Raw genomic sequence first — 13,791 nt, forward strand, 5'->3', positions numbered from 1 at the left:
TCTACCTCACGGGTCTCAAACCAACCAGTGTCCTCATTATACACACGTTCAATTCTTGTCTTACGTTTCATTGTCACTTCTGTTTGTTCCTAAGTGACAACCTTTTTCAGGGAAGTACACTATAATGGGGGATTTTCTAATAATCCTCCATATAGCCCTTGGTAAACATATCGTAGGACAGGGCTTCCAGTTCTGAGAGCGTCATCTGCTCTACCGAATGCTCTATCTTACGTATCAGTTCGTCTCGCTTGAAATCGTCATCATCGCTTAAGCGCGATGTAAATCTGTTACTCATTTTCTTTACTTTGAACTTTGAATGTTGAACTTTGAACTTTATGATTAGCTTTATTGCTCCTATAAAGCTACTGGCGCTCATAGGTGTTGATAACGTTTCCATCATACGCCTCGTGGCTGATTAACCGGACGTTATGAGGAAGCATAGGCGCTGGCGTTCCTGAAGTTACGGAGTTTTCCACAGATGTGGACAACAACGTTTCTACCCTGATTTCATCCCAAAGTCCAGCATCGAGGAATGCCTGATGGGTGATGGCGCCTCCCTCTACTATCAGCGACTGCACCTTATTATTATATAAGTACTGCATGATTTGCTGCAACACTTCCGTCTTGCCCCGTGAAAAATCCAGACCTTCGAAACAAGGATGATGGCGGTCGATGACCAGACGCATCGGGTCCTTGCCGCTCCAATCTCTAACGTTGAGCAGACTGTGGTCGCGCTCATCGGTTACGCGGCCTATGAGGATGGCATCGTTCTCAGCACGCAACTTGTGGGAGAGCATCTTGGTGAAAGGCGAGGAAATAGCCATACCCCTACCCCCGTTGTCAAGAAAGCCATTCGCGGTCTGCGCCCATTTCAGGATGATGTAAGGACGCTGATGGGTGTTGAAGGTGATGAAGCGCTTGTTGAGTTCGAGACATTCCGCCTCCAGAACGCCTACTGTTACTTCGATGCCTGCCTCGCGAATCTTGCGGATACCGCGGCCCTGAACCTTGGCAAAGGGATCTACGCAGCCGCAAACGCATCGCTTTACTCCTTTTCTTACTATCAAATCGGCGCAAGGCGGCGTCTTGCCGTAATGAGAGCAGGGTTCGAGACTCACATAGATGGTAGCTTGACTTAATAGATGCTCATCCTCGGACTTAACAGATGCAAAGGCGTTGACTTCAGCATGCCCTTCTCCGCATCTTACATGATAGCCTTCGCCGATGATTCTGCCATCCCCACTCACGATAACGGCTCCCACCATCGGATTGGGTTTGGCATTCTCTCTTCCGTTTTTCGCCAGCTGCAGACAGCGGCGCATAAACATTTCGTCTATTTCCTTTTGCGACAACGGTTCGCCCGTCTTCACATTCTGAAAAGAAACATTATTTTGTTCCATATCTAAAACTTTTCTTCGTTTTTTACTTACTTTTCGATAAAATGTCGTACCTTTGCTCTCAAATCAAATCATAATATACGATTTAGAGATGAAAACGTATCAACAACTTTGGCAATCCATTACCCCTCTATATGAGGCGGGCGAAGCACAGGCTATCGTCCGCACCGTGCTCGATGTGAAGTACGGAATGACGCTGACCGACATAATCTGCGGCAAAGTTAATGAATTATCTGCAGATGAAGAAAGAAAACTGGAAGAAATTATCAGAAGATTGCAAAAAGGCGAACCTGTACAGTATGTTCTGGGCGAAGCTGACTTTGCAGGAAGAACCTTCCATGTAGAGCCGGGCGTGCTGATTCCGAGACCCGAAACGGCGGAACTCTGCGAGTGGATAGAAAAAGATGCGACTGAAAACAAAGGGATTACGGAAGGAGAGAAGGAAGAAAACACCATCCGCATCCTGGACATCTGTACGGGTTCGGGCTGCATCGCCATTACGCTGGGACTGGACATCGGCGGCTCGGAGGTTACGGGTTGGGATATTTCGGAAGATGCCTTGAGGATAGCACAGGGAAATGTTGCGCTACTGGATGCCGGTAACGTAAAAATAGAATATCAGGATGCCCTGAAGTTGGCGGAAACATCGGATGCCGGAAGATGGAACATCATCGTGAGCAATCCCCCGTATATCTGCGAAAAGGAGAAAGCGGATATGGAGAAGAATGTGTTGGAACACGAACCCGGAATCGCCCTCTTCGTGCCCGATGAAGAGCCTCTGAAGTTCTATAGAGCCATCGCCGAATATGCCTCTTCTGCCCTCAAATCCGGAGGTGCATTATACTTCGAAATCAATCCTATCTACGAAAAAGAAACAAGGGAAATGCTGGAAGGATTGGGGTTTAAAGCTATTGATACAAAGGAAGATGCCTTCGGAAAGCAGAGAATGATGCGAGCCGGCAAATCATAAAGTTCAATGTTCAAATCTCAAAGTTCAAAGTAAAATCATCATGTTCAAATCTCAAAGTTCAAAGTATAAAAAGCCGATGACCGAGCAGCAGGCGCTCCTGAAGCTCACCACCCTCTGCACCCAAGCCGAACATTGCTCGCAAGAGATGATCGACAAGATGAAGAAGTGGGAACTGCCCGAAGATGCCATCGCCAGAAACATGGAATTCCTGACCGAAAAGAAATTCATCGACGACGAACGTTTCGCACGCTTCTTTATCAACGACAAGATAAAATACAACAAGTGGGGACGCCGGAAGGTGGAACAGGCGCTGTGGATGAAACATATTCCGAAGGACATCTCCGACCCTATCTTCGAAGAGATTGAAGACGACCTGTATATGGAAACCCTCCTGCCCCTGATGAAAAACAAATATAAAACCATCAAGGCAAAGAACGACTATGAACGCTCGATGAAACTCATTCGCTTTGCCCTGGGAAGAGGATACAGCATGGAGGTTATCCACAAATGCATCGACCGGATGAAGGAAGAAGATCTGGGAGACATCGATTTCGAAGAGGAATTCTAAAACAAAGCATCAAGTTCAATATCCCAACCTCAAAATTAAGAGTAAAGCCATGCGTACCAGCCTGTTAAGAGACATATTAGATTTATTCTTCCCCCGAACCTGCGCCATCTGCGGAAATGTGCTCGCTGGCGGGGAGGAGATGATATGCATAAAATGTCTGTTCCGCATGCCGGGAACAGATACCTGGAAACAGCCCTACGACAACGAGATGGCAAAACTCTTCTGGCATCTGATTCCCATCGAACGCTGCTGCGCTCTCTTCCAGCACATCAGCCATGCCACATCGGCTAGAGCCGTCTACCAGCTGAAATACATGCATCATCCTGAAATGGGAATCTATCTGGGCAGAATGCTGGCAAAGAAGGGGTTAGGCATTCAGTTCTTCGACGGAATAGACGCCATCATCCCCATCCCGCTCACCCGAAAACGAGAAAAAGAACGCGGCTATAACCAGAGCCTTCTCATCGCCAAAGGCATCCAGCAACTCACCCATCTGACCATCATCAAGGATGCCGTAAGAAGGAAAAAGTTTAGCGAAAGCCAAACCCACAAGAACCGGCAGGAAAGACAGGAAAACGTGAGCCAGGTTTTTGAAGCCGCAGCAACCTATCATGATGGGCAGGGCGAACACCCCATCACGCAACTTGAGGGCAAACATATCCTCATCATCGACGACGTATGCACCACCGGAGCCACCATCATCTCCTGTGCGGAAACCCTGATAAAAGCAGCCGGAAAGATGAAGATAAGCGTGCTGACAGTAGGTTTCGCACACGACTAAAGGCCCTTTTTGCCGAGAGTTAAAACATTTTAACCCTAAATATAGCCGCCGTGTGCAAAAATCATTGTACCTTTGCAAAATAATTAATAATAATTTAATCCTTTAAAGATTATGGACAAACTGAAGAAAGAATTCGCATCTAAGTTATTGAAAGTAAAGGCTATCAAGTTGCAGCCTAATGATCCATTCACATGGGCTTCTGGCTGGAAGTCACCATTCTATTGCGATAACCGCAAGACTCTCTCATTCCCAGAACTCCGCAATTATGTAAAGCTTGAGCTCGTTCACGCTATCCTGGAGCAGTTCCCAGAGGCTGATGCTGTAGCCGGAGTAGCTACTGGTGCCATCGCGCAGGGTGCTTTGGTTGCTGACGAACTGAACATGCCTTTCGTATACGTTCGTTCTAAACCAAAGGATCACGGTATGCAGAACCTCATCGAAGGTCAGCTCGACCCTAAGGCTAAGGTTGTGGTAGTAGAAGACCTGATTTCTACCGGCGGCAGCTCTCTCAAGGCAGTAGAAGCTCTCCGCAAGAACGGCAACGAGATTGTGGGCATGGTAGCTAGCTACACCTATGGTTTCCCTATCGCCGAGAAGGCTTTTGCTGATGCTAACGTAAAGTTGGTTACTCTGACCGACTATGAGCACGTAGTGGCAGAGGCTCTGGAGACTGGCTATATCAAGCAGGAAGACGTAGAGCTGCTCCACGAGTGGCGCAAGGACCCAGCTAACTGGAAGAAGTAATCAAGCTGACCCATCAATAATGAGTACAAGTACATTCGAAAGTAATATCAAACAGATTCCTCACAAGCAGGAATCTGTTTACCGTACATTGAGCGATCTGAACAACCTGCAGATGCTTAAAGACCGCTTCGAGCAGGTGAAAGACCAGATTCCTGAGGACAAGAGAAAGGAAATGGAAAAACTGAAGGACCTCAAGTTTGATAGCGACAGCATCTCAATCACAGCACCTATGGTGGGCGAAATCAAGATGCGCATCATCGACCGCGAGGAGCCTAAGACCATCAAGTTTGAAACAGAAAACAGCCCTGTTCCTTTCAACTTCTGGATTCAGCTGCTCCCTACAGGCGAATTCTCATGCAAAATGAAACTCACCATCAAGGCAGAACTTAACATGTTTATCAAGGGTATGGTGAAGAAGCCATTGCAGGAAGGCATCGAAAAAATTGCTGATGCGCTTGCGATGATTCCTTACCAGGATTAATAAATAAAGAAATTATGGCACATAAACTTTGGGAAAAGAACTTCGAAGTAAACAAGGAAATTGAAAGATTCACCGTAGGAAGAGACCGCGAACTCGACCTCTATCTCGCCAAGTATGACGTGCTGGGCAGTATGGCACACATCACCATGCTCGAAAGCATCGGACTTCTGGAGAAAGATGAACTCACCCAGCTCCTTGCCGAACTGAAAAACATCTACGCCATCGCCGACAAGGGCGAATTCGTAATAGAAGACGGCGTGGAAGACGTTCATTCCCAGGTAGAACTGATGCTCACCCAGAAACTGGGCGACATGGGCAAGAAGATTCATTCGGGTAGATCACGCAACGACCAGGTTCTCGTAGACCTCAAACTCTTCACCCGTCATGAGTTGAAGGAGATTGTGGACGCCGTGAAGATTCTCTTCGACGAGCTGATTCAGAAGAGCAACCAGTATAAGGACGTGCTGATGCCGGGCTACACCCATCTGCAGGTAGCTATGCCTTCATCGTTCGGTCTCTGGTTTGGCGCTTATGCTGAAGGACTTGCCGATGACATGCTCTTCCTTCAGGCTGCTTACCGCATGACCAACCGCAACCCATTGGGTAGCGCTGCCGGCTATGGAAGTTCATTCCCATTGAACCGCACCATGACCACCGAACTTCTCGGTTTCGACAGCATGGACTATAATGTGGTTTATGCACAAATGGGCAGAGGAAAGATGGAGCGCAACGTGGCTTTCGCCATGGCTACCGTGGCAGGAACTTTGGCAAAGATGGCTTTCGACGCCTGTATGTTCAACTGTCAGAACTTCGGTTTCGTGAAATTGCCTAAGGAGTGCACCACCGGTTCGAGCATCATGCCACACAAGAAGAATCCAGACGTATTCGAGTTGATTCGCGCCAAGAGCAACAAGCTCCAGAGCCTTCCACAGCAGGTAATGCTCATCATGAACAACCTGCCAGTAGGCTATTTCCGCGATCTTCAGATTATCAAGGAAGTGTTCCTCCCTGCCTTCGACGAGTTGAAGGACTGTCTGCAGATGGCTGCCTACATCATCAACAAGATGGAGGTGAACGAGCATATTCTAGACGATCCTCGCTACGACCCTATGTTCTCAGTAGAAGAAGTGAACCAGCTTGCAGCCAACGGAATGCCATTCCGCGATGCTTACAAGAAGGTAGGACTGGAAATCGAGGCTGGCGAATTCAAGCCAAACAAGGATATTCATCATACTCACGAAGGCAGCATCGGCAATCTCTGCAACGACAAGATTCAGGCGCTGATGGAGCAGACCCTCTCTGAGTTCCACTTCGAGCGCATGGAGAATGCCGAGAAGAATCTTCTGAAATAAAGACAGAAAGGTTTCTGCATGAAGAATAGCATATATAATAAGGTATATATATATAATAAGGTGAAGAGCATGGCTGGAATAGCTATGCTCTTACTTTGTTCGTGCGATGCAGAAAACAGCATCAGCACCAAATATCCCTGCCAGTTCTACTTCAAGTCGCAATACCATCCGGGCACAAGTCTGGAAACAGCCCTCAACGGAACGGGCGTCTACACGATGGTTAGCGCCAAAAAGGTGAATGGAGCCTGGAATATCTATTCTACATTAAACGATGGGAAAAACCAGACTGAAACCATCATCCTCTCTACAGCGAAGGAGAATTATGCCAACTATACTTATCTGGGAGCGGGCAACGACCCTAAAGATGCCAAAAAGAACGGCTTCATCATGGGATTATCCAACTTCAGCGGACCTGTAGCCTGGGACCGCCAATGCCCCAACTGTCTGGAACAATATGGTGGAACCAACTATCCGCTGGAATGGACCGGCAACCGCCAATCGGTAATTTGCAACAAATGTAAACGCATCTACAGCCTGGAAAACGGAACCATCACAAGCGGCGGAAAGAGCAAAAACGACAAGGCGCTGATGCTATATCGGGTAACCTACGGCGGCAAAGGAACCGATATATACGTGGGAAACTAAGCAGAAACGGAGGGCAAACGAAAAAAATGGCGCTTTCTTGTCTTAAAAAATGTAAATCATTTGGATATTTAAAGAAATAGCATTACCTTTGCACCCACATAACGCGGAAATAGCTCAGTTGGTAGAGCACAACCTTGCCAAGGTTGGGGTCGCGGGTCCGAGTCCCGTTTTCCGCTCAACTCTTAACGTTTACCATGCCGCAATGGTGGAATTGGTAGACACGAGGGACTTAAAATCCCTTGGCCAGTAATGGCTGTGCGGGTTCGAGTCCCGCTCGCGGCACCTTAAAATTTTTCCTTATGAAAAAATTTGCTTACATCCTCATTTTATTCATTACGCTGGTCTTAACATCATGTGGTGTTAGCAGTGGGCATTTCAAGTTTGAAGGCAAATTTCTCAACATGAATCAAGGCGAGTTTTATGTATACAGTCCTGACGGGGGCTTCGAAGGCGTTGACACCATCAAGGTAGAAGGCGGCCGTTTCACTTTCGAAACCGAATGTAAGGAAGATTTTACCATCATGCTTGTTTTCCCTAATTTCTCTGAGCAGCCTATCTTCGCAAAATCGGGCAAATCAGTAGAAATCAAGGCAGATGCTTCGCACCTTAAGGAAATGGAGGTAAGCGGAACCAAGGATAACGAACTGATGACAAAATTCCGCCAGAGCATCCTGAAAGATACGCCACCTGAGGCTAAAAAGCATGCTGAAGACTTCGTCAGAGAACATCCGAATTCTGTGTGCAGCATCTATCTGATCAAAAAATACTTCATCACTTCTACACAACCTGATTACCGCAAGGCGCTCTCACTCATCAATATCGTAGAGAAGGAACAGCCTAAAAACGGACAGTTGGCTAAGATGAAGCAGTTGGCAGAAACCATGAAGAATGTAGGCACCGGTGCAACCCTGCCTTCATTTACAGCATACGATATCAACGGAAAACTCGTTTCCAGTACAGAAATGAGCAGCGCTCCGGTTGCCGTACTCTACACCTGGGCTACCTATAACTATGACAGCCAGGACATGCAGCGCGAACTGAAGAGCCGTCAGAAGAAATCGAACGGCAAGCTTAAGCTGATGGCTTTCTGTCTGGATGCCAGCAAGAGCGAATGCAAGAACAACATCAAGCGCGACTCTATCACATGCCCTATCATCTGCAACGGCGAAATGCTGGAAGACAAGACCTTGAAGAAGTTGGGATTGGAAAACCTTCCTGACAACATCATACTTCAAAATGGTAAAATCATCGCCCGAGGCATGAAAAAGCAAGAGCTTTACAATAAGCTCGACCAACTGCTAAAATAAATACTTTCGAGCTAGTCAAGAACCCATAAAAAGCACGCCTATATGTTAGTAAAGACATATTGTGCAGCAGTTAACGGACTAGAAGTAACTACTGTAACCGTAGAAGTAAGCCTCAACAGAGGCGTCATGTACCACCTCACAGGCTTAGGCGACGAGGCGGTCAAAGAGAGCCGTAACCGAATTTCAGCAGCTCTCCAGTATAGCGGCTTCAAATTTCCGATAGCCGACATCACCATCAATCTGGCTCCAGCTGACCTCCGGAAAGAGGGCAGCAGTTTCGACTTGCCGCTTGCAATCGGACTTCTAGGCGCCAACAACAACATTCCCGAAGATCATCTGAAAGAGTACATGATGGTAGGCGAGCTGAGCCTTGACGGTACGCTCCAGCCTATCAAAGGTGCCCTACCGATAGCCATCAGAGCAAGAGCAGAGCACTTTAAGGGACTGATTGTGCCGGAACAGAACGCTCGGGAAGCGGCTGTCGTAAACAATCTTGAGGTTTACGGCATGAAAACGCTTTTCGAAGTCATACAATTCATGAGCGACAGAAGCAATCCTTCTCCTACAATTGTTGACACCCGCAAGGAATTTTACGAAAACCAGACACATTGTGAATACGATTATGCCGATGTTCGCGGTCAGGAGAACGTGAAAAGAGCGCTCGAAGTGGCTGCGGCTGGCGGACACAACCTGATTATGGTAGGTCCTCCAGGTTCCGGAAAGTCGATGATGGCAAAACGTTTGCCGTCCATTCTTCCTCCCCTCACGCTCTCTGAGAGTCTGGAAACAACACAGATTCACTCCATTGCAGGCAAACTGGGCAAGAATGTATCACTCATTTCCCAACGCCCGTTCCGGTCTCCTCACCATACCATCTCTCAAGTGGCTCTGGTAGGCGGTGGAACTTCACCACAACCAGGAGAAATATCGCTCGCCCATAATGGCGTTCTGTTCTGCGATGAACTTCCGGAGTTCAATAAAACCACTCTGGAAGTACTCCGCCAGCCATTGGAAGACCGCCACATCAACATCAGCAGAGCAAAATATTCTACAGATTATCCATGTTCATTCATGTTTGTGGCAAGTATGAACCCTTGTCCATGCGGATATTATGGTGATCCGACACATCGTTGTGTCTGCACGCCAGGCCAGATTCAAAGATACATGAACAAGATTTCGGGTCCGTTACTCGACCGCATCGACATCCAATGCGAAATCAGTCCCGTTCCTTTCCAGGACATATCGAAGGCAGCACCAGGTGAGCCAAGTGCCAAGATCAGAGAAAGAGTCATCAAGGCAAGAGAAGTTCAGGCCGAAAGATTCAAAGATTATAAAGGCATCCATTGCAACGCCCAGATGACCGAAAGAATGATTCATCAGTTTGCCGAACCCGACGAACAAGGTATCGAACTGCTCCGAATGGCAATGGAGAAGCTTTCTTTGTCAGCCAGAGCCTATAACAGAATACTGAAAGTGGCACGAACCATTGCTGATTTGGCAGGAAGTGAACAGATTAAGCCTGACCATATAGCAGAAGCCGTGGGATACAGAACCCTCGACAGAGGCGATTGGGCAGAAAGAGGACATTTATAATCATAAAGAAGATATATGTAAAAGGATAAAAATCCGTTTTTTCCTATCATTCGCTCTAAAAAGTTGGATTTATAAAGGGAAAAAGGGAGAAAAATAGAAGAATAGCCATTCTAAAACAATTACAAATCTGTTTTAGAATGGCTATTTTCTTTTGTTACTACAAAAATATTACCCCATAAACACAAAAACACTATAAAAATCGGACAAAGATGAATACTAAAATCGTCCAATAAAGGGTAAATTCTGTTCTCTAGGGTGGAATATTTGATTTAAATTAGCTTTTAAATTTACGAAAATCACTAATTCTAATAAAAATTACCCCATATAGGATAAAAAAATGCATTACCTTTGCAAACGTAAAAAGAACGCTAGCACAACGCTAGTTTAATTATTAACAACAAAACTATTAAGATTATGGATTGCATTTTTAAAATTACAAACGCAGTAAAGAAGATTGGTTTCGTAATTCTTCTTGCAGAGTTGGCCGTTATCGCCTATATGAACGTAATGTAAGAAATCTCTCTATAGATATAAATATATAAGGAGGAAGTTTTCTACATACTAAGGTAATTAGATTGTAAAAGGTCAACAACATAAGTTGTCAGAACGAATAAACTCTTAGAAAAAGTAAATGATAATAATTAGGTACAATCCTATCAGGGAGGAGTCTGATGGAAATGTACAAGATGGGAGGCTCTTGCAGAGATGCGAAGGGCCTTTTTTGTATCTAGTCCTCCCCTTTCCCTTACCATAAAACACTAAAGAACCCAGCTTTTTACACCTTATTATATATATAAGTAAGAAAAAGCGACGATAATTCTTTCTTATCTCCAACATTTTTTGTAATTTTGCAGCCAAATAACAAAAATATATTAGCTAATATGGAACAAAAGAACTTTAAACGTACTACCGTGACTGCGGCTTTGCCTTATGCCAACGGTGGTGTGCACATCGGTCACCTGGCAGGTGTTTACGTGCCAGCCGATATCTATGTTCGCTATCTCCGTCTCAAGAAGCAAGATGTTGTCTTCATCGGCGGTAGCGATGAGCATGGTGTACCTGTTACTATCCGTGCCAAGAAAGAGGGAATTACCGTACAGGAGGTGGTTGACCGCTATCATAACCTCATCAAGAAGAGTTTCGAGGACTTCGGTATCTCTTTTGATATTTACAGCCGTACCACTTCGCCTACTCACAATAAGTTTGCTTCAGACTTCTTCCGCACACTCTATGACAAGGGCGTATTGGAAGAAAAAGTAGAGGAGCAGTTCTGCGACGAGGTAACAGGCGAATTCCTTACCGACCGTAATATCGTGGGTACTTGTCCTCGCTGTGGTGCAGAGGGTGCTTATGGCGACCAATGCGAGAAATGTGGTGCTACCCTCTCTCCTGAGGAGCTCATCAACCCTACCAACAAGAACAACCCTGGTCATGGTCTCGTAAAGAAGCCTACCAAGAACTGGTATCTTCCATTGAACAAGTATCAGGATTGGTTGAAGAAGTGGATTCTGGAAGGCCACAAAGAGTGGCGTACCAATGTTTACGGCCAATGCAAGAGCTGGTTGGACATGGATCTTCAGCCACGTGCCATGACCCGCGACTTGGATTGGGGTATTCCAGTTCCAGTAGAGGGTGCAGATGGCAAAGTACTCTACGTTTGGTTCGATGCACCTATCGGCTACATCTCAAATACCAAAGAACTCTGCGATGCTCATCCAGAAAAGTGGGGAACATGGCAGAAGTGGTGGCAGGATCCTGAAACTCGTCTCGTTCACTTTATCGGTAAGGATAATATCGTGTTCCACTGCATCATCTTCCCTACTATGCTGAAGGCTCACGGCGACTATATCTTGCCAGACAACGTACCAGCCAACGAGTTCCTGAACCTGGAGGATGATAAGATTTCAACATCCCGCAACTGGGCTGTATGGTTGCACGAGTATCTCGTAGATTTGCCAGGCAAGCAGGATGTATTGCGCTATGTATTGACAGCCAATGCGCCTGAGACCAAGGACAACAACTTTACTTGGAAGGATTTCCAGGAGCGCAACAACTCTGAGTTGGTTGCCGTTTACGGTAACTTCGTAAACCGTGCCCTCCAGCTCACCAAGAAGTATTGGGGCGGCGTAGTTCCTGCCTGTGGTGAATTGCAGGAGGTAGATGAGAAGGCTATCGCTGAGTTTAAGGACGTGAAAGAGAAGGTAGAGCAGTATCTTAACGTATTCAAGTTCCGCGAGGCTCAGAAAGAGGCTATGAACCTGGCTCGTATCGGTAACCGATACATCACAGAGTGTGAGCCTTGGAAGGTTTGGAAGACCGATCCTAAGCGTGTGGAGACCATCCTGAACATCTCCCTGCAGTTGGTTGCCAACCTCGCTATCGCCTTCGAGCCATTCTTGCCATTCTCTTCAGAGAAACTCCGCAAGATGATCAATATGCCTAACTTCGAGTGGACTCAGCTCGGTAGCACAGATTTGCTCAAGGCTGGTACCCAGCTCGGTGAGCCTGAATTGCTCTTCGAGAAGATTGAGGATGAGGTTATCGAAAGACAGCTCCAGAAGCTCGCTGACACCAAGAAGGCTAACGAGGAGGCTTCTTATCAGGCTGCTCCTATCAAGCCAGAGGTTAGCTTCGATGATTTCGAGAAACTCGATATCCGCGTAGGTCACATTCTGAACTGCGAGAAGGTAAAGAAGTCTAAGAAACTCCTGAAGTTCACCATCGACGATGGTTCTGGCGTAGAGCGCACCATCTGCTCAGGTATCGCAGCCTACTATGAGCCAGAGCAGCTGGTCGGCAAGGATGTATTGTTCGTAGCCAACTTTGCTCCTCGCAAGATGATGGGCATCGAGAGTCAGGGTATGATTCTGAGTGCTGTCAACTTCGACGGCTCATTGAACGTAACTTCTCTCCTTGGCAAGGTTAAGCCAGGAAGCCAGGTTGGATAAAGAATCATAGAATCATCTGATTATCAGATAAGGTAAAAGCCTCAAATCCTTTGCGGATTTGAGGCTTTTCTTATTTCTATCCAAATATTCTTTTATAATGTAAAACGATAACCCACGGTAAAGGTCAGAGCCTTGTTCTTACAGTTATCCCAATCGCCCTTGCCAGCCTTGGTCAGGCTCACGTTGTATCGGGCATCCAGAATCACGTTCATATATTCATAGCTCAAGCCCAGAGGAATGGCTACATCCACCTTCTTGGCAGGCCAAGGAGCTTCGGTTTCCTGCATATCCTTGTATGTAATAGACCCGTTCTTGTCCTTCTGAAGGTCGGTTTCCTCTCTTTTCACCTTGCCGTCACCACAAAGGAATCCCACCTGAACGCCTGCATTCACCGACAAACCCTCTACAAGATAGGCTTTCAGCATGAGCGGTACCTGAATATAATCGAGGTTCACATGATGATTCTTAATACCTGTATATTCCCCTTTTTCAGCATTCTCAGTCAACTCGCAGTCAGGGAAACGCATACCCTGTCGGGCATAATAAGCACCCAGCGTAATACCCAGGCTCTTATTTATGCGATATTCCACATCTGCGCCGCCCATGAATCCAGCCTGATACTTAGACTCTAGTGAGGTTCCCTCCAAAGTTTCCAGAGTCAACCCGCTCCAGTTAGCCAGAGATACACCTATACGAGGAATTACCGAGAATCTGCCTACCGGATTCTCCACTTCTTGTGCCTTTGCTCCCACAACAGCAAGCAGCAGCACCATCATTATAACTATTTTCTTTTTCATTTCCACAACAGTTTGTATATCATAATAACAAGAAACAAGGGATAATATTGCATCCTACAGCCATTTTTCTCCATGAAAGACCTGTTCTCCCTCAAATCCGCAACCTATTGGGTTTCGTGGGATTTTGCTTGTAAAACGACAAAAATTCATTTTATTGTACATATTCCTTGCATAACAGAAACGTCGCAGACACAAAATCCCCTTACCC

General features: G+C 46.3%; 13 protein-coding genes and 2 tRNA genes. 12 read left to right on the forward strand and 3 right to left on the reverse strand.

Annotated elements, in window-relative coordinates; translation table 11 throughout:
- Positions 1-136: 136 nt before the first annotated feature.
- Complete coding sequence (locus NNC77_RS15450) at positions 137-295, reverse strand: hypothetical protein (RefSeq protein WP_022121547.1); 159 nt, start codon at positions 293-295, stop codon at positions 137-139.
- Between the two features lie 67 nt (positions 296-362).
- A complete protein-coding gene (gene ribD, locus NNC77_RS15455) occupies positions 363-1,400 on the reverse strand; it encodes a bifunctional diaminohydroxyphosphoribosylaminopyrimidine deaminase/5-amino-6-(5-phosphoribosylamino)uracil reductase RibD (protein WP_254971718.1) in 1,038 nt (345 codons plus the stop codon).
- Between the two features lie 88 nt (positions 1,401-1,488).
- Between ribD and prmC the strand changes: the two genes are divergently transcribed.
- From prmC to metG, 12 genes are all read left to right on the forward strand, one after another.
- The gene (gene prmC, locus NNC77_RS15460) at positions 1,489-2,367 is read left to right on the forward strand and encodes a peptide chain release factor N(5)-glutamine methyltransferase (RefSeq protein ID WP_254971717.1); all 879 of its coding nucleotides are present in this window, start codon (positions 1,489-1,491) and stop codon (positions 2,365-2,367) included.
- 40 nt (positions 2,368-2,407) lie between these two features.
- A complete protein-coding gene (locus NNC77_RS15465; protein ID WP_181975270.1) occupies positions 2,408-2,935 on the forward strand; it encodes a regulatory protein RecX in 528 nt (175 codons plus the stop codon).
- Positions 2,936-3,074: 139 nt separating this feature from the next.
- Positions 3,075-3,716, forward strand: a complete 642-nt coding sequence (locus tag NNC77_RS15470; RefSeq protein ID WP_254971716.1) for a ComF family protein — start codon at positions 3,075-3,077, stop codon at positions 3,714-3,716.
- A gap of 111 nt (positions 3,717-3,827) precedes the next feature.
- A complete protein-coding gene (gene pyrE / locus NNC77_RS15475) occupies positions 3,828-4,460 on the forward strand; it encodes an orotate phosphoribosyltransferase (protein ID WP_006848066.1) in 633 nt (210 codons plus the stop codon).
- 19 nt (positions 4,461-4,479) lie between these two features.
- A complete protein-coding gene (locus NNC77_RS15480) occupies positions 4,480-4,941 on the forward strand; it encodes an SRPBCC family protein (RefSeq protein WP_117587246.1) in 462 nt (153 codons plus the stop codon).
- Between the two features lie 14 nt (positions 4,942-4,955).
- Complete coding sequence (gene argH, locus NNC77_RS15485; protein WP_022121541.1) at positions 4,956-6,293, forward strand: argininosuccinate lyase; 1,338 nt, start codon at positions 4,956-4,958, stop codon at positions 6,291-6,293.
- An 18-nt stretch (positions 6,294-6,311) separates the two neighbouring features.
- Positions 6,312-6,938, forward strand: coding sequence for a hypothetical protein (locus NNC77_RS15490; protein WP_254971715.1), 627 nt, complete (start codon positions 6,312-6,314; stop codon positions 6,936-6,938).
- 103 nt (positions 6,939-7,041) lie between these two features.
- Positions 7,042-7,114: transfer RNA gene (locus NNC77_RS15495), tRNA-Gly, on the forward strand.
- A gap of 20 nt (positions 7,115-7,134) precedes the next feature.
- Positions 7,135-7,220 (forward strand) — tRNA-Leu (locus tag NNC77_RS15500).
- A 17-nt stretch (positions 7,221-7,237) separates the two neighbouring features.
- Positions 7,238-8,245, forward strand: a complete 1,008-nt coding sequence (locus tag NNC77_RS15505) for a DUF4369 domain-containing protein (protein WP_254971714.1) — start codon at positions 7,238-7,240, stop codon at positions 8,243-8,245.
- Positions 8,246-8,287: 42 nt separating this feature from the next.
- Positions 8,288-9,838, forward strand: a complete 1,551-nt coding sequence (locus NNC77_RS15510) for a YifB family Mg chelatase-like AAA ATPase (RefSeq protein ID WP_006848071.1) — start codon at positions 8,288-8,290, stop codon at positions 9,836-9,838.
- Between the two features lie 881 nt (positions 9,839-10,719).
- The gene (gene metG / locus NNC77_RS15515; protein ID WP_254971712.1) at positions 10,720-12,786 is read left to right on the forward strand and encodes a methionine--tRNA ligase; all 2,067 of its coding nucleotides are present in this window, start codon (positions 10,720-10,722) and stop codon (positions 12,784-12,786) included.
- Positions 12,787-12,878: 92 nt separating this feature from the next.
- On the opposite strand, the gene NNC77_RS15520 is transcribed toward metG, so the two are convergent.
- A complete protein-coding gene (locus NNC77_RS15520; protein ID WP_254971711.1) occupies positions 12,879-13,583 on the reverse strand; it encodes a porin family protein in 705 nt (234 codons plus the stop codon).
- Positions 13,584-13,791: the final 208 nt, after the last annotated feature.

It is taken from the genome of Segatella copri, assembly GCF_024330485.1.
Classification (GTDB): Bacteria; Bacteroidota; Bacteroidia; order Bacteroidales; family Bacteroidaceae; genus Prevotella; species Prevotella copri_L.